This is a genomic window from Sapientia aquatica (genome assembly GCF_004358105.1).
GTDB lineage: Bacteria > Pseudomonadota > Gammaproteobacteria > Burkholderiales > Burkholderiaceae_D > Solimicrobium > Solimicrobium aquaticum.
This window is the reverse complement of record NZ_SMYL01000001.1, coordinates 613,020-629,028: the sequence shown is the minus strand read 5'-3', so window position 1 is coordinate 629,028 and position 16,009 is coordinate 613,020. Positions and strand designations below refer to the sequence as shown.

At 47.9% G+C, this 16,009-nt stretch carries 14 protein-coding genes; 9 read left to right on the top strand and 5 right to left on the bottom strand.

Annotation, left to right across the window (positions count from 1 at the left end; genetic code table 11):
• Nucleotides 1-87 precede the first annotated feature (87 nt).
• Together E2I14_RS02890 and E2I14_RS02885 are read left to right on the top strand one after the other, a co-directional pair.
• Nucleotides 88-2,508 (top strand): fibronectin type III domain-containing protein, encoded by a 2,421-nt coding sequence (locus E2I14_RS02890; RefSeq protein WP_133325219.1) that lies wholly within the window; start codon nucleotides 88-90, stop codon nucleotides 2,506-2,508.
• A gap of 212 nt (nucleotides 2,509-2,720) precedes the next feature.
• A complete protein-coding gene (locus E2I14_RS02885) occupies nucleotides 2,721-3,710 on the top strand; it encodes an FHA domain-containing protein (RefSeq protein ID WP_133325217.1) in 990 nt (329 codons plus the stop codon).
• Between the two features lie 137 nt (nucleotides 3,711-3,847).
• Here E2I14_RS02885 and E2I14_RS02880 read toward each other — a convergent pair whose 3' ends face one another.
• Complete coding sequence (locus E2I14_RS02880; RefSeq protein WP_133325215.1) at nucleotides 3,848-5,848, bottom strand: alpha/beta hydrolase family protein; 2,001 nt, start codon at nucleotides 5,846-5,848, stop codon at nucleotides 3,848-3,850.
• A 163-nt stretch (nucleotides 5,849-6,011) separates the two neighbouring features.
• Here E2I14_RS02880 and E2I14_RS02875 point away from each other — a divergent pair, with 163 nt between their 5' ends.
• Nucleotides 6,012-6,293: a helix-hairpin-helix domain-containing protein gene (locus E2I14_RS02875; protein ID WP_133325213.1), complete on the top strand. Its 282-nt coding sequence runs from the start codon at nucleotides 6,012-6,014 to the stop codon at nucleotides 6,291-6,293.
• 9 nt (nucleotides 6,294-6,302) lie between these two features.
• Nucleotides 6,303-6,854 (top strand): DUF924 family protein, encoded by a 552-nt coding sequence (locus E2I14_RS02870; protein ID WP_133325211.1) that lies wholly within the window; start codon nucleotides 6,303-6,305, stop codon nucleotides 6,852-6,854.
• On the opposite strand, the gene E2I14_RS02865 is transcribed toward E2I14_RS02870, so the two are convergent.
• The gene (locus tag E2I14_RS02865) at nucleotides 6,851-7,309 is read right to left on the bottom strand and encodes an Lrp/AsnC family transcriptional regulator (protein ID WP_133325209.1); all 459 of its coding nucleotides are present in this window, start codon (nucleotides 7,307-7,309) and stop codon (nucleotides 6,851-6,853) included. The genes E2I14_RS02870 and E2I14_RS02865 overlap by 4 nt on opposite strands.
• 210 nt (nucleotides 7,310-7,519) lie before the next feature.
• On the opposite strand from E2I14_RS02865, the gene E2I14_RS02860 reads away from it, so the two are divergent.
• The 3 genes from E2I14_RS02860 to E2I14_RS02850 all read left to right on the top strand — a co-directional run bounded on the left by E2I14_RS02860 (nucleotide 7,520) and on the right by E2I14_RS02850 (nucleotide 11,663).
• Nucleotides 7,520-8,608, top strand: a complete 1,089-nt coding sequence (locus E2I14_RS02860) for a saccharopine dehydrogenase family protein (protein ID WP_133325207.1) — start codon at nucleotides 7,520-7,522, stop codon at nucleotides 8,606-8,608.
• 131 nt (nucleotides 8,609-8,739) lie between these two features.
• Nucleotides 8,740-10,239, top strand: coding sequence for an L-piperidine-6-carboxylate dehydrogenase (gene amaB, locus E2I14_RS02855; protein WP_133325205.1), 1,500 nt, complete (start codon nucleotides 8,740-8,742; stop codon nucleotides 10,237-10,239).
• A 200-nt stretch (nucleotides 10,240-10,439) separates the two neighbouring features.
• Nucleotides 10,440-11,663 (top strand): WG repeat-containing protein, encoded by a 1,224-nt coding sequence (locus tag E2I14_RS02850; RefSeq protein WP_133325203.1) that lies wholly within the window; start codon nucleotides 10,440-10,442, stop codon nucleotides 11,661-11,663.
• 88 nt (nucleotides 11,664-11,751) lie between these two features.
• Here E2I14_RS02850 and E2I14_RS02845 read toward each other — a convergent pair whose 3' ends face one another.
• The 3 genes from E2I14_RS02845 to E2I14_RS02835 form a co-directional block, all read right to left on the bottom strand.
• Entirely contained in the window at nucleotides 11,752-12,468 is a 717-nt protein-coding gene (locus E2I14_RS02845) for a glutathione S-transferase (RefSeq protein ID WP_133325201.1), read from the bottom strand.
• A gap of 207 nt (nucleotides 12,469-12,675) precedes the next feature.
• Nucleotides 12,676-13,122: a hypothetical protein gene (locus E2I14_RS02840; RefSeq protein WP_133325199.1), complete on the bottom strand. Its 447-nt coding sequence runs from the start codon at nucleotides 13,120-13,122 to the stop codon at nucleotides 12,676-12,678.
• 240 nt (nucleotides 13,123-13,362) lie between these two features.
• Nucleotides 13,363-13,647, bottom strand: a complete 285-nt coding sequence (locus E2I14_RS02835; RefSeq protein ID WP_133325197.1) for a DUF427 domain-containing protein — start codon at nucleotides 13,645-13,647, stop codon at nucleotides 13,363-13,365.
• A gap of 95 nt (nucleotides 13,648-13,742) precedes the next feature.
• Here E2I14_RS02835 and egtD point away from each other — a divergent pair, with 95 nt between their 5' ends.
• Nucleotides 13,743-14,693 (top strand): L-histidine N(alpha)-methyltransferase, encoded by a 951-nt coding sequence (gene egtD, locus E2I14_RS02830; RefSeq protein WP_133325195.1) that lies wholly within the window; start codon nucleotides 13,743-13,745, stop codon nucleotides 14,691-14,693.
• Nucleotides 14,683-15,918 carry an ergothioneine biosynthesis protein EgtB gene (gene egtB, locus E2I14_RS02825; RefSeq protein WP_133325193.1) on the top strand — a complete coding sequence of 412 codons (1,236 nt, stop codon included), beginning with the start codon at nucleotides 14,683-14,685 and terminating at the stop codon, nucleotides 15,916-15,918. Before egtD ends, egtB begins: the two co-directional genes overlap by 11 nt.
• Nucleotides 15,919-16,009: the final 91 nt, after the last annotated feature.

The window sequence follows — 16,009 nt, the reverse complement described above, 5'->3', positions numbered from 1 at the left end:
TGCTTTTTTATCTGCATTGAATAATGAGCAATTCCATTAACGGCCCCCCAGATACAGAACACCATTTTAGAAAATTAGCGTAATCAAATGCACAAATTCAGAACGGCAATAACGGTCAACACAACAAAAAAATTAGCAGGCTTACTTATTTTAATGAGCGCCGCAGGTTGCGGCGGCGGTGGCGGAACGGGTGCAGCAAGCAGCTCGACACCTCCTGCGGCGGATACCGGATCGGGGGTAATGACCGGTACCAATGGCAATTTCGGACTTGCATCGACTACGACGCCACCCGTAACGCAGCCACCTTCTGAAACAAGTCCCGGTGTAATTGGCGGCACACCACCAGCGGTGGTTACCGGCCCAACAGACTCAACTGGTTCAGCGGGTTCAACAGGTTCAACAGGTTCTGCGGGTTCAACAGGTTCAACGGGTTCTGCGGATTCTGCGGGTTCAACGGGTTCTGCGGGTTCTGCGGGTTCTGCGGGTTCTGCGGGTTCTGCGGGTTCAACGGGTTCAACGGGTTCAACGGGTTCAACGGGTTCAACGGGTTCAACGGGTTCAACGGGTTCAACAGGTTCAACAGGTTCTACAGGTTCTACGGGTTCTACGGGTTCTGCGGGTTCTGCGGGTTCTACGGGTTCTGCGGGTTCTACGGGTTCATCTGGCTCCCCAGCGGTTACGCCACCAGCCATTCCCGGCGCGCCAATTATTTCTACTGCTGCCGCGGACGCATCCAGTATTACGGTTGCTTGGCAGGCCAATGCTAGTGCCACGAGCTATGTGATTACCCGCAACGGAGTCGTCGTCACCTCCCCTGCCGTAACAACGACGAACTACACCAACCCGCCGCAAAAATCGATTTTTGTGGACACTGGTCTGAGTCAAGGGACTAGCTATTCCTATCAGGTTCAACTGTGCAATGCTAGTGGTTGTTCGCCTGCCAGCGCTATATCGACCAGCACACCAATGTCGGCGGATTTGTTAGCTGCGGTGACAGCAAATGACAGCAACTTTTATACCCAATCAACCTTATTAGCAAATCTTCCGGCGCAACTTCCTGCAACGCTGCCAGTAAGCTACGCCCCACTTTTGCCAGCGTCGTTCGTTACATCGACCGTGCCGATTAGCTTACCTCCAACACCTACCGCCAAGGATTCGGCTAGCACTGTTACTAGTTATAAAGCTGCTACGGCGGCGTTTGCGGCCATTCCCTATAATTCATTCAAAGGTGTGACCAGCAAAGGTAACGACGCGTGGAGTACAAAACGTCTGGATTTAATCAATTTTTATAACAACATCCGAAATGGCGATACCAGTATTTTTAAAGAATACACTGGCACCTTGCCTGTTTATGCCGAGCTACCGAAATGGGTCGAAGGCAGTTATGACATGGGAATTTTAAATTTAGGCTGGCAGCAAAATGCCGTCGACTTTTATAACTTTACCCGGGCGTTATATGGCGCTCAATGGGTGTTTATGTCGGGATATAAAGAAGTGGCATCACAGGTTGCCTCAATGTCTAACTTACCTGGCAGCCATTCCCCAAGCGTCAATGATGCCAATGCGGCAGGTATGGGCGGAGCCATGTTTAGCGCAATTTCTGCTGGCCGTTCGAGCAGTTGTTTAATGGGCGGCAGTGTCAATACAAAGCTTAATTACGGCGCCTTAACGGCTTTCCCCGCCAATTCGAAATTAGCATCCATCTGGGATGAAGCAGGAAGCGGCAACATTGCCGGATTAGGGCATCGCGCCGCCTTTATGTACGCACCACAGCGCGATGTTGGTATTGGAGCAGTTGCTGGAATGTACGACTGGATGCCTTACGGAGCTGCACCACAAGCTAATTCTGGCAATTTGCTAGGTTCTGCTCTTGAACAAACTCTATTCAATTATTGGCCTGTTGGCGCAATTCCTGCAGGCGTTAATGCTTGGCCTTCGCATGGCTATTTTCCATTCTTTATGCTGGCGGGTAGCAATCAAGGATGGGCATTAAAGATTTACGGCGGTGTGGCAAGCACGCCAGCAAAAGGTGAAGTCATTACCTTAAAACTTGAGTATTTTGTGCACGCGGCAGACGGTGATTTATCGACCTTAAATCAATCCAACGCTATCTCTTACCAGACCATTACTTTGACGGACACGGCAGGTGTTGCTGGAAGTGGCTTTGGCCCCATAAATCCAAGCACTGGAGCGCCCGACTACATTAATGCGGAGCAAATCGCCAATGGCGCAACAGGCACGCAATATGTGCAAGGCGGCGGTTATTATTTCACCGCGACAGGCAGCAACTTCCCCGTGCAATGGCGCATGCCCCAAAACTGGTATGCCGATATGGCCGCTGATTTCAACAATAAAACAGGAACGCCGAATTACCATACTGTGCGAGCTACGTTCATCAGTAATGGTCCTGGCTTCAAAGTGATTAAGCCGTTCTATATGAACCAAACCGTCGGCGCTCCGCTCGTGGTGCAAACGACCTTCTTTGACATTCAACGCCAGACCCAATAAAGCAATTCTGATTTGCTCGGCAATAGATCCTAGTCGGTCTTTTGCCGCGCAATCAACTTGTATTCACCTTGGCAGTTATTAAAACCACCTACTGCGCGATTTAGCGCTGTGGCTTGTTGTCGTCCACTTCACACCGCTTTGTTCGTGCTTTGTAGGACCGTAAATTACCGCTGGTATTGATGCCGTACTAATGATTCAGTTATGTTGAAGTTATGAAAAAAATTGTTGATTTTATGTTGAGTTTTGTTGGGAAAGAGATTTTCAAAAATAAACCAACAATCGCTAAAAACCGAGTACCAAATCCTGACGCAGAAAACGCCTTGACCAATTTGGAGTATCCAAAGGCAGATATCCACCTAGGAATTCTGCCCACTCAAGTCCTGGTGATGAATGCGCTAAGGGATGCCACACAGACCTACTTTATAAAAAGTGTTGAGCCATTATTGGAAGCCAGACCTGAAAAAATCTGGCAGATCAAACAAATCAAAATTGTCGAGACGGCCGAAAATCAAGCCATGTTGGAGCAAATTAAAAAATTCTCTGACATCACTTTGCGATTAATGGTGAAGGCTGTTCTTGCGCACAGAATTTTTGACAATTTAGTCGATATTTCGCAATTTGAAGACTTAAAAATCATCTCAGAACTAGACCTCGAAGAATATACGGGCGGCGCATTAGCCATCCTTGACCATTTAAATATTGCGATTCAGTTTTACTATTTGGATGAAATCGTCGACGCCAAGAAAAGCAGCCCCGCTCCTTTGGAAACTAAATTTTGTCCACTCGCTACCGAACAGACCACGCCAGACAATTTCCATCTAGTGATGGCTGAAGAAAATAATGCCCGCGAATTATTTATTCCTCATTTCCCGATTATTATCGGCAGCTCTCCTTGTGCAGATATTCATGTCAATCAAAACGACGTCTCTGGACAACATGTGGTACTTGACTGGGACCCGGTCCAAAAAAGTGTTTTCTTAGTCGATCATTCTAAGTTTGGGACCTATGTTAACGACGCTCGAATATTGCGTGATGGACGGCGTGTGAATTTAACGGGGCAAGGCCATTTCCAATTGACGCGCCATGCTAATGCAATACGTTTTATATATTGGACTGATGCCATGCCAAATGTGGTATCCGCCAATTTAAGGCCGGCAGTACATGTTGAACCAAAGCCAGCGACCGTGGAGTTAACGACTTAAGCAGATTGATTGATTTAACCTCGGCAGAGCAAAATCACAGTCAATCGGCGCAATCAAGGTGACTAGCTTGGTTAAAAAAAAGCCCGCTATCGATTACCAATAGCGGGCTTTCTTATCCATCACGCTACACGAAGCACTTACTCCACATTCTTAAGATTTTTATCTAAAAACACTTCAACCCGCTTCCAAAAATCATATCGATTTGGTTCGTGATACCAGCCGTGACCTTCGTCGCTATAGACTATCCACTCCACGTTGTTATTGTGTTTTTTAACCGCGCTATAAAAATCGGTCGCATGCACAATCGGGACCCGACGATCTAATGCACCGTGCGCGATCAATAATGGTTGTTTGAGCTTGTCGGCATTTTGTAATGGCGAATTTTGCTTAAACATGTCGGCGTCCGCTACTGGATCGCCCATCAAGGTTTTTAAATCGTAGTTCAACACATCGGAAGTAGCATCATCTTGCGGCGTGCTGTAACGCAGCCCCATATCCGTCACCCCCGCCCACTCCACACCACAGCGAAATACATCGGGATGTTTGATCAGGCCCATGAGCGTGGCATAGCCGCCATAACTCGCCCCCATAATGGCCACACGTTTTGGATCAGCCCATCCTTTCTGCACCGCCCAATTGGCCGCATCCGCCAAATCATCTTGCATACTTTGGCCCCACTGCTTCCAACCGGCTTTAAAGAATGCATGACCAAAACCTTCGCTACCGCGAAACTCAGGCTGAATAACGACATAGCCGCGCGACGCCAAAAATTGCGCGTCTGGCTCCCACTCCCACGACGAACCGCGCACCCAAGGACCGCCATGTACTAAGACAATGGCGGGTTTTGGCGATGTGGATTTTCCCGGTGGGAGCGTGACATAAACGGGAATTTTGAGACCGTCACGCGCGGTGAAATAGGCAAAGTCTCGCATCCCCATTTGTGCAGGTTTGATGGCCGAATGCTCACCGCCGATGCCGATGATGGAATTATTAACGACGTTGTAGACAAAATATTGGGTTGGTTGCCGATCTGATTGTGCTTTAACCAAAACCGCTGGCGCATTAATGCAATCGGTGCCGCACGTTATCTCGTTGATGGTTGACTTCAAAATTCCATCCACTTTTTGTTGGATGTCTTTGAAATGTGGATCAAACCAAACGGTTGCTTTGGCATCACCATCATAATGAATGCCTATCATTTTCTTGATACCGTAATCGGTCTCAATACTGCCTTCAAAATCCATTCCGGCAATGTTTAAAAAAGGCTCGCTCGCTAATTGCTTTTTGTTTAAATCAAAACGATACAACGCACCAAGTCCCTTAAAACTTTTACTCACAATGATGGTGTCGGACGATTCAAAGTCAACGGGATTAAATGTACTGCCCTCGTAACAGTCGGCATTGGCTAACTCGGACCACACATTTGATTTCGGATCGAGGTAAGAAATAATGCACTTGCCTTTAGCTTGTGAGGCAGCAATGCGTGGCACATCGCTGGCATCAAGCCACCAACCGGTGACATTGGGTGGTTGAGGGCCATCGAGCAGTTCGGATAATTTGCGGGTTTTGGTATTGAGTCGATAAAGCCGCGTGCCAACAATCTCATACGTTGTCGTAGAAAAAAGGTACTTGCGCACGATGATATCGTCGCTATTGTCGTGTGCCACGCTAAAAAATGCGTAATCGGCGGTGAGTATTTTGCTCGAAATATTGCTTCCGGTGCTCTGGGCCGTATGCTCCCAGTCACCCGAAATTAAGTGCGCTACGCCTGTTCCATCGCGATTGACTGCAATTACATCCGTGTTGCCGATAAATTCAGTTTTAAGGCTTTTGACGATAAAGACCAAACGATCCTCATTGACCCAATGCAAGCTCAAAATTTTGTCATCAACAGTTCCTTCGTTGACGACCTCCCCATTTTTTAAATCGGCAGTGGCGCGCACGGCAATCTTTTGGCTGCCATCGGCGTTGCGCGCTATAAAAGCAATGTAGTTACCTTTGGGCGACATCACCGCTTGGGTGACGTCGGGATTACTAAAAAAGCTCTCCACACTAGGCAGGCGATCAGCGCCCCAAGATCCGCCGGTTAAACTCATCCCCACTAAAGCAATGCAAGAAATTAGCGAACTTATTTTCATTCATCGACCCCTGTTTTAGTTTTTATAAACGTTAGATTTAACATTATTTATTAAGCTATTTATTTCTTCTTGGAAATAAGTAATGTTGCCAAGAATCATAACTGACGTTGCCAAAATGCACAATAAATAGGTTTATACTTGACGCCTAATTCGAAAGACGACCATGCCAACAACCGAGCGTACACAATTTAAAAAGTTAGAGGACTTGCCCAATGTAGGCAAAGCCACGGCAGCCGATTTGCGTTTACTCGGCATCACGCAGCCAGACCAATTACGCGGACAAGATCCGCTGCACTTGTATCAAGAGTTGTGCCGCATCACTGGTCAGCGGCACGATCCTTGTGCCTTGGATGTGTTTATGGCGGTGGTGAATTTTATGGAAGGTGGGCCAGAATTGCCGTGGTGGGAATTTACTGCTGAACGAAAAAAGACCTATCAAATTTAAGAAAAAATTATGCGACACGACGACATTCTACAGTTTTGGTTTAACGAGATTGAACCAAAAAAATGGTATGCCAAAGATGCTGAATTTGATGCGCTGATTTATCAGCGTTTTGCCGAGGTTCATCGCAGCGCTAATGCGGGTGAACTGGCGGATTGGCGTTCGTCGGCGCACGGACGATTGGCTGAAATTATTGTTCTTGATCAGTTTTCACGCAATCTAGCGCGCGCACCGGGCAACCACGCTGCGCTGGCCTTTGCATCGGATAATTTGGCGCTATGTTTAGCGCAGCATGCAATCAGTTTAGGCGCAGATAAAGAGTTAACTCCAGCCCAAAAAGCATTTATGTATTTACCGTTTATGCATTCAGAATCGCTCTTGGTTCATCAGCAAGCGCTGCATTTGTTTGACCAACCCGGCTTAGAAAGTAATCTAGCGTTTGAACATAAACACAAAGCCATCATCGAGCGCTTTGGCCGTTACCCGCATCGCAATGCTGCTTTAGGGCGGCAATCGACGCCGGAAGAAATTGAATTCTTGCGCCAGCCTGGCTCGTCGTTTTAAACGCTTAAGCCGATGGCGCTGCGATCAATCCGTTTACTCAAAATCACCGAGGTTGAGGTTTGGCGCACGCCTTCTAAATCCCCGATTTGATCGAGCAATTTGTCTAGATTTTCGGTGCTAGTGCAACGTAGCGTCATCATGTAATCAATCACACCACTGACGGCACACAGCGTTTCGACTTCCGGCCATTGCTGCAACAATTTGACTAAAGCCGCCGCGCTGCGCGGCTCAATCGACATGCCCACATAAGCGCGCACGCCCGATTGAAATAACTCCTGATTTAATCGCACCCCGTAACCGGCAATGATGCCGCTTTGCTCCAATGAGGCGATGCGGGCGATCACAGTGGTTCGCGCCATGCCGATTTTTTTGGCGATACTGGTCACCGGCATACGCGCATCGTCCATCAATAAGGACAGGATTTGATTATCGATTTTGTCTAAGTTGATTTTCATACTCGCTCCGTCTGCTTGCGCACATTTTGATCATATTCAACAATTATATCGTCAAATTGTAGTGTTGCACATCATATTGACACTATTTTGCTCTCTATTATCTGACACGAAAGCCCCTTAAACTTCTCCTCAGCAACATAACAACAGCGTACCGAACTTCGAGCACGCCACGAAATAATCCAAATCGCACTACATCTTAGGAGACCAACCATGACTAAATTAATCTTATTGGGCGCAGGTAAAATCGGCGACGCTATTCTCAATTTACTTTCCCACACTGGCGACTACCAAATCACCGTAGCGGACCGCGATCAAGATCGTTTGGACTACGTCACCAAAATTGGCTTCCCCAATACCAAGTGCGTACAAATTGATTTATCCGACAAAGACGCCGTGACTGAAATTATCCGCGGTCATCAAGTCACGATGTCGGCATGCCCATATTTCTTAACCCCTATCATCGCCGCCGCAGCTAAAGCAGCGCGTTCACACTATTTTGATTTGACCGAAGACGTTGAAAGCACACGTATCGTTAAGCAATTGGCAGAAAACGCCGAGACAGCTTTCATCCCACAATGCGGCTTAGCACCAGGATTTATCTCTATCGTAGCGAACGATGTGGCCAAAGGTTTTGACACCTTACGTGACGTTAGCATGCGTGTAGGTGCGCTGCCGACCTACCCGAACAATGCGCTCAAGTACAACTTAACGTGGAGCACAGATGGCTTAATCAATGAATATTGCAATCCATGCGAAGCGATTGTGGACGGCCAATTGCGCGAAACATCTCCCTTGGAAGAAATCGAGCATTTCTCTTTAGACGGTATCGATTACGAAGCATTTAATACCTCGGGCGGTTTAGGAACCTTGTGCGAAAGCCTGCAAGGTAAAGTACAAAATCTGAACTACAAAACAGTACGTTACCCAGGCCACCGCGACATCATCAAAATGTTGGTGCGCGATTTGCAATTAGGTCATATTGATCGCCGCCCTATCCTCAAAGAAGTCATGGAAACAGCAATCCCAATCACGAAGCAAGACGTGGTGTTGGTGTTTGTCAGCGTGTGCGGCATGCGCGATGGACGTTTAGAGCAAGAATCGTATGCCAAGAAAATCTACAGCCAAAAAGTCAACGGCCAATTGTTATCCGCGATTCAATTGACGACTGCCTCCGGCATTTGCGCGATGGTCGATATGTTGGTCAACGGTCAATTGCCACAAACTGGTTTGGTACGCCAAGAGCAAGCAACGTTGAAAGACTTCTTGGCTAACCGTTTTGGTCAATACTACGCACATTAATCGCAGTCGCTTTCAGCCTTATTTGGCGCACTGGATTACAATGCAAGCCGCTACGATTTCTGGAATTTATCTAGAAATCGTAGCGTCGTTTCAAATTCAACTTTGCACTACCAACCCATCAGGTACCCACCATGAACAATATCAACAACTTGCTAACTGAATTAGGCGTTGACCTAGCCCCTTATTCTGGTAACCAAATCCACAGCGTCTCACCAATTGACGGTCAAACTTTAGCTAGCTTAAAAGCCGATAACGCGGCTCACGTCGCCGCCAAAATTACTTCAGCTCATGCAGCGCATCTGCAATGGCGCGAAATCCCTGCGCCGCGTCGTGGCGAATTGGTGCGCTTATTTGGCGAAGAACTACGCACCCACAAAGCCGCTTTGGGTCAATTAGTGACCTTGGAAGCCGGTAAAATTTTGCAAGAAGGTTGGGGCGAAGTGCAAGAAATGATTGATATCTGCGACTTCGCGGTCGGCTTATCGCGCCAATTGTATGGCCTGACTATCGCATCCGAGCGCCCAGGTCACCGCATGATGGAACAATGGCATCCGGTCGGTGTGGTGGGTGTGATTTCCGCGTTCAATTTCCCGGTCGCAGTTTGGGCTTGGAACGCGGCTTTGGCCTTTGTTTGCGGTAACAGCGTGACGTGGAAACCATCGGAAAAAACACCATTAACAGCAATCGCCGTGCATAGTTTATTTATGAAAGCGGTGGCGCGTTTTGGTAGCGATGCGCCAGCTGGTTTAGCCGAATTAATCATCGGTAACAGCGACGCAGGCATCGCCATGGTGGAAGATCGCCGCGTTCCGGTCGTTAGCGCAACCGGCAGCACGCGCATGGGACGCGATGTGGCACAACGTTGCGCCACCCGCTTGGCTCGTACCATTTTAGAATTAGGTGGCAATAACGCCATGATCGTCGCGCCAAGTGCCGATGTTGAAATGGCTTTACGTGCAATTACCTTCTCAGCCGTGGGAACCGCCGGACAACGTTGCACCACGCTGCGCCGCTTGTTTGTGCATGACAGCGTATACGACGCGATTGTGCCACGCTTGAAAAAAATCTATGCCGGTCTGCCAATTGGCAACCCATTAGAGAAAACAACGTTAATTGGCCCGCTCATTGATGCCCAAGCGTTTAGCAATATGCAAACAGCGCTGACCACAGCCAAATCCGAAAACGGCGTCGTGTTTGGTGGTGAACGCGCCAAGGTCGCCGGTGATGGCTATTACGTGCATCCTGCTTTGGTAGAAATGCCGACCCAAACGCCATCAATGTTCCATGAAACGTTCGCGCCAATTTTGTACATTGTGCGTTACACCGATTTAGCGCAAGCGATCACGTGGAATAACGAAGTGCCACAAGGTTTGTCGTCATCAATCTTTACCACCGATGTGCGGGAAGCCGAAAAATTCATGTGCGACAGCGGCAGCGATTGCGGTATTGCCAACGTCAATATCGGCCCATCAGGTGCCGAAATCGGCGGCGCGTTTGGTGGTGAAAAAGATACTGGTGGCGGACGTGAATCGGGTTCTGACGCATGGAAAGCGTATATGCGCCGTTCGACCAACACGATCAATTACAGCCATTCTTTGCCTTTAGCACAGGGAATTAGTTTTGATTTTTAAGTAGTTCTAAGTTGTAGAGTTGGTGAGTCTTTCTAGCAGCCCAGGATAACCTTCTGGGCTTTTTTTTCGACTATTTACCGCGGATTACACGATTTCACAATTAGGCAGTCGGCCTCGCGTGTTTTTATGCTTTAATAATGACCCATTCGCTGAATCGCTAGCGATCCACGCAACGCCATCTTATTTTTCCGCCCTGCCCTATGTCTAAATACCGTCTAATCGTTGCGCTGTTATCCATCTCGGTTTCCTTGGCGCATGCGCAAAAAAGTCCTGTTAAAGCTAAAGACAACCTGCCCGCTTACCAAGCGATTAATAACGAATCCTACGAGAACGCGGGAGATTTTTCGGAAGGATTAGCGCCGGTTAGCATCGACAAGAAATGGGGCTTTATCGACAAGACCGGCAAACTGGTGATCGCGCCGCAATTCAATCCGTGGCAGGCACAATTTAATGCGTATTTCTCCGATGGTTTGGTCGCCGTCAATACCGTCAACGGCAAAATTAACGGCATCGCTGGAAACGACCCCAGCAGCGCCCGTTGGGGCTTTGCCGACAAAAGCGGCAAGCTGCTTATCCCAACGCAATTCAGCGCCAACTATTACGCGCCGCCGCACTTTTACAACGGCTTGGCTGTGATCGGCTCAGGATTTATCGGCACCACGTTAAAAACCTTAGGATTGCGAACCCGCTACGGCTACATCAATAAAACCGGCGCTTATGTAATTGAGCCGCAATTCGATGAAGCGACCGATTTTAATGAAGACATAGCTTCGGTGCGCGTTGGCGATAAATACGGATTCATCGACAAAACTGGTCGCATGGTGATTGAGCCGATGTACGACAGTCCCGCTTATTTTAACGATGGCGTTGCGGTAGTCGAACTCAATAAAGTCAACTTCATCATCGACAAACAAAACAAAAAAGTCATCAACAAAAGCTTTACAGGCTTGAGCGCTTTTTCCGACGGATTAGCGCGCTTTAAAGAGAATGGAAAAATTGGATTTATCGACAAACAAGGTAACGTCAAAATCAAACCAAGCTTTGAACTCAGCTCCGACAAAACTGAACGCCTAGCCTTTTTCTCGGAAGGTTTATGCCAGATGGAACTAGGCAAACCGCCAGCCAAAAATCCCAATAAATCAGCCACCGACAACGATGCCGCCAATTGGATATCCGGCAAATTCGGCTACATCAACAAAGCTGGCAAAGTAGTCATCCCCGCCCAATTCGACCACGCTGGCCCCTTCAAAAACGGCATCGCGCTGGTTTCCATGTACAACAAATTCGGCTACATCGATACAAGCGGCAAATTCATCATCCCGCCCACCTTTACCAATGCCGGTTACTTCGTCGATGGAATCGCGCGTGTGCAGGGAGATGGCTCGTTTGGGAATTATAAATATCGGTTTATTAGGCTCAATTAGCGTTTTATTGGCACAACTACCGCGATGGATGTTTGGTCATTCTTTTCAACCTTAGTAACAGGCGCTTCGGCGCCTTTTTTGTTGCGCGTCAATGCGATGGAATAGACGCATGCAGCACCTTACGCAGCGACGCTTCAATTTCCCCGCCGCAGTATGCATCACCGTAATCAAGCTTCGCTTTGGCAGCTAACTTGATGAGTGCTGGCAAACTTGCCGTGCGGGTTGTCAACGCCGCTGTCATCGGCGCTGTTTGCACTAGCAATTCGCCGACTACTGGAAAGCGTTCGCTCAATGTGGACCACAAGGTCGCACTGACCACGTCTGCTAAGCCGGGCGTATGTCCACCCAACATAAAACCCGAATCCTCGCCTAATCCATGCGCCCGACCGGTTTCTTCCCAAAACGACATCCATTTTTCTAAGCGCGGAATATACTTGCGCCAACTCGCCTCGGTCCACATTTCTCGTCCGCCATTGAGTGTGATTTCATCGATCAAATCGTTGCAGTCCAATACAACCTTCAAAGTCATCGCACGCAACTGTGGCGTTGCCGGCAGCAGATCCAGAGTTTCGCCCAGATACATAATAATTGCTGGCATTTGAGCGATGGCAAAATCGGCTTGTTTGTCGATCAGCATCGGCGGCCCCATATACGGAATCGGCATCTTGGTCACTTTGCCCTTCATCATGGCTGCGATCACCGTATCGTCATGCTCGGTCCATGTTTTTCCGGCGTAGGCCAACACAGCCCGCACAAACTGACCACGAAACGGCATGGCCCAATAATACAAACTGTAGTCAGACATTTTTTATAACTCCTGAGTGTGCATCGCTCAACCGCGTCGGCACGAATGCAATGAACGCATCCAACGACAAAGTAGAACAGTCGATAAGCCAGTAGCTAAATTAGTCTGAAAGGCGTGCTTAGTCCGTTCGACGTCACACGCATAGAGGGCTGGGGAAGATGAAATCTTACTTGCTTGATATTGGGATAAATTGTGCGCCAGTATTCATTACAAATGCAATTTCACAAATACTTTGGCATCGTTAAGCCGGTTAAAGACAGTCAATGTTTGTGCTGCATCGGCATAGGCGCTGATGAATCGCGCGGACATTACTTCAGCACCCTCAACGTCATCCGCAATCACCATACTGGTGACGTGGGAGCGTAGGTTTGCTTTGCCTAAATTGGATAGATAAGCAATCAATAAATCGATACAAACTTCGGACGCAACGGCACTTTCTTTAATCACCACTATCGTGCCCCACTTCTCACAGTCGTTCATTTCTTCATAGGCTATGGTGCGGGCATGGGCGACTGCCTCGATCAACTCAACATCGAATGGCCCTTTGGCCTCGCAAATCATGATGTCGTCGTCTTTGATGAAATTGACGCGCCCGTGGGGTCGGAATTTTTTCGGGTCGAAGTCGTCAGTGGAGGTGATTTTTTTAGTTGCCATGTTGGTAAATTTAAATGCGTAATCGAGATCGCCAAATCAATGAAGCCTGTTTGACATGAGAAATCCAGTCTAGGATAAACACATTCAGAAGGCAATTGAGTTTTGCAACCTGTAAATCAGACAAAAAAACGACCAAGCCGATCAAATAGCGGACAGCCCAAGGCGTCAAAAGCGGTCACCTGCGAGTCAAACCATCTTCATTCAACTCGCGCCCAGAAGCGGTAATTTAAAGCCTAGGTATTACCCCTCGACCACGTCTACGCCACGCCAAAATGCCACATAGCCTTTGATGTTATCAGCCGCCGATTTGGTATCAGGATAAAACCAAGCAGCATCTTTATTGGCCTTACCATTGACTTCGACATCGTAGTAGCTGGCGGTGCCTTTCCAAGGGCAAACGGTGTGCTTATCGGATGGCTTGAAATACTGCATCGTAAGACTTGCCGGAGGGAAATAATGATTACCTTCCACAACAACAGTATTGTCTGAGCTAGCGATAATTTCGTTATTCCAAATTGCTTTCATAGGACCCCCAAGTAAAGCCACAGCATAGACCAAAATAAGTTTCTCCGTTGCATGTAGAATAGGTGCACTCAAGCCATCCCGAATGGACCAAATTCATGCACACATCCGCCGTCTTAGAAGAGAGTGCTCTGCTCACACAGCATAGTTTTACTGCTGAAATAGAAGCGGGATTGCTGCAAGATTGCGCGACTATTTCGCCCAAATTTTTATACGATGCGCTGGGTTCCCACCTGTTTGCAGCGATCACATTTTTACCGGAATATTACCCAACCAATACCGAGAAAAGCATACTAGCCCAGTACCGCAACCAAATTGCCGAGGTAGTCGGAAAAGATGGCGTTCTGATTGATTTGGGAGCGGGTAATTGCCTGAAGGCTGCCTCGCTTTTTGATTCGCTTAAGCCCTCAACTTATGTGGCCATCGATTTTTCTATTGAGTACCTTAATGAGGCGCTCAATCAATTAAAAAGCAAACATCCAGAGATCGCCATGCACGCGCTGGGCATGGATTTTTCGCAGCACTTAACGCTGCCCAATTCGATTCCGATGCAGCATCGAACGTTTTTCTATCCCGGGTCGAGTATCGGCAATTTTTCTGCCGTCGAAGCACTGCAATTATTAAAAAAAATCAAAAGCCAAATTCTTGATGGCGGGCTGTTAATCGGCATGGATTTAATGAAGCCCGATGATGTATTAATCGACGCCTATGACGATCCGTTAAAGGTTACTGCGGCGTTTAACCTTAACATCCTGCGGTCGATCAACAACCATTTAAATTCTGATTTTGATGTGAGCCAATTTAAGCACGTCGTCACGATCAATCATCAAGAAAATCGGGTTGAACTGTATCTCGAAGCGCTCGACGATGTGCGCGTGCAGTGGCCAAACAACGTGCGCACCTTCAAAAAAGGCGAGCGCATTCACACTGAGAATTCGCACAAATACACGATCGAATCAATCAAGCAGTTATTGCGCAGCGCTGGATTTGAATCCATCCAAATCTGGACTGATGCTAAAAAATATTTTGCGGTGATCTATGCAAAATAATCAGGCTAATGCGAACATCACCGCCAATTTACTTGAGCAATTTAACCGCTCCAGAAGCTACACCACATCGCTCATAAAAGGGTTAACTCCCGAGGATTGCCAAGCCCAATCGATGCCCGACGCTAGCCCTGCCAAATGGCACCTAGCACACGTGACGTGGTTTTATGAAGTTATGGTGCTAAAGCCGTTTGAACCTAATTTTCAGTATTGGAATCCGCAGTTTGCGATTTTATTTAACAGCTATTACAACGGCGTGGGCGATAAACATCCGCGCCATCAACGCGGCTTATTAACACGCCCAACGCTGACCGAAGTATTGCACTGGCGCCAAAATATCGAGCAACGAATTGCGCGTTTATTGACCGCGCAAGCTTCACCAGAATTGCAGTGGTTAATTCAACTCGGCATCAACCACGAACAACAACATCAAGAATTATTGCTAACCGATATTCAGCATCTTTTTTCCAATAATTCCTTGTTACCTGCGTATTCCACTCACGCGCGTCCAACATCCAACAATGCGAACACGATGGAATGGATAGCAGGTGTCAGCGGCTTGGTTGAAGTTGGTTTTAAGGGCGATGGATTTCACTTCGATAACGAAGCACCAGTTCATCCCGCGATTAACCCAGTCCACTCGTTAAGCAAGCACTTAGTCAGCAACGCCCAATGGCTAGAATTTATCCAAACAGGTGGTTACCGCGATCCACAATGGTGGTTGGACGCAGGGTGGGCATGGATAAAATCAGAACAGATTAGCGCCCCACTCTACTGGAGCAGCGACGCTGCAGAGCGTTACTCGTGCTTCAGTCTTAACGGCTACGTGCCGATAGCATTGCACGAACCAGTTTCGAATATCAGCTACTTTGAAGCCGACGCATTTGCCCGTTGGGCTAGTAAAAACCTACCCGCACTGGCCGGCGCACGCTTGCCAACCGAATTCGAATGGGAAAGTTTCGCGCGTGAGAAAGCGCATTTGGCCGAAGATTTATTTGGTCAAGTCTGGCAATGGACCAGCAGCAATTACACGCCCTATCCTGGCTACCAACCGTGGGGCGGCATTGCAGGTGAATACAACGGCAAGTTTATGATTAACCAAATGGTATTGCGCGGCAGTTCTGCTTACACTTCCGCTGGTCATTCGCGCTTAACTTACCGTAATTTTTTCCCGACCCAAGCGCGCTGGCAAATGACGGGCTTGAGACTGGCTAAAGATGGTCTTTAAGAGGGATAAATATCGCCAATCCCAATACCAGCGTGAAAAACCAAGCGCCAAAGTCTGACCACTAAGCGCAACTTCCCACACCAAATTAGCA

Coding starts and splice junctions, on each gene's coding strand:
- E2I14_RS02890 (WP_133325219.1), top strand. CDS start 88: ATGCACAAATTCAGAACGGCAATAACGGTCAACACAACAAAAAAATTA.
- E2I14_RS02885 (WP_133325217.1), top strand. CDS start 2,721: ATGAAAAAAATTGTTGATTTTATGTTGAGTTTTGTTGGGAAAGAGATT.
- E2I14_RS02880 (WP_133325215.1), bottom strand. CDS start 5,848: ATGAAAATAAGTTCGCTAATTTCTTGCATTGCTTTAGTGGGGATGAGT.
- E2I14_RS02875 (WP_133325213.1), top strand. CDS start 6,012: ATGCCAACAACCGAGCGTACACAATTTAAAAAGTTAGAGGACTTGCCC.
- E2I14_RS02870 (WP_133325211.1), top strand. CDS start 6,303: ATGCGACACGACGACATTCTACAGTTTTGGTTTAACGAGATTGAACCA.
- E2I14_RS02865 (WP_133325209.1), bottom strand. CDS start 7,309: ATGAAAATCAACTTAGACAAAATCGATAATCAAATCCTGTCCTTATTG.
- E2I14_RS02860 (WP_133325207.1), top strand. CDS start 7,520: ATGACTAAATTAATCTTATTGGGCGCAGGTAAAATCGGCGACGCTATT.
- amaB (WP_133325205.1), top strand. CDS start 8,740: ATGAACAATATCAACAACTTGCTAACTGAATTAGGCGTTGACCTAGCC.
- E2I14_RS02850 (WP_133325203.1), top strand. CDS start 10,440: ATGTCTAAATACCGTCTAATCGTTGCGCTGTTATCCATCTCGGTTTCC.
- E2I14_RS02845 (WP_133325201.1), bottom strand. CDS start 12,468: ATGTCTGACTACAGTTTGTATTATTGGGCCATGCCGTTTCGTGGTCAG.
- E2I14_RS02840 (WP_133325199.1), bottom strand. CDS start 13,122: ATGGCAACTAAAAAAATCACCTCCACTGACGACTTCGACCCGAAAAAA.
- E2I14_RS02835 (WP_133325197.1), bottom strand. CDS start 13,647: ATGAAAGCAATTTGGAATAACGAAATTATCGCTAGCTCAGACAATACT.
- egtD (WP_133325195.1), top strand. CDS start 13,743: ATGCACACATCCGCCGTCTTAGAAGAGAGTGCTCTGCTCACACAGCAT.
- egtB (WP_133325193.1), top strand. CDS start 14,683: ATGCAAAATAATCAGGCTAATGCGAACATCACCGCCAATTTACTTGAG.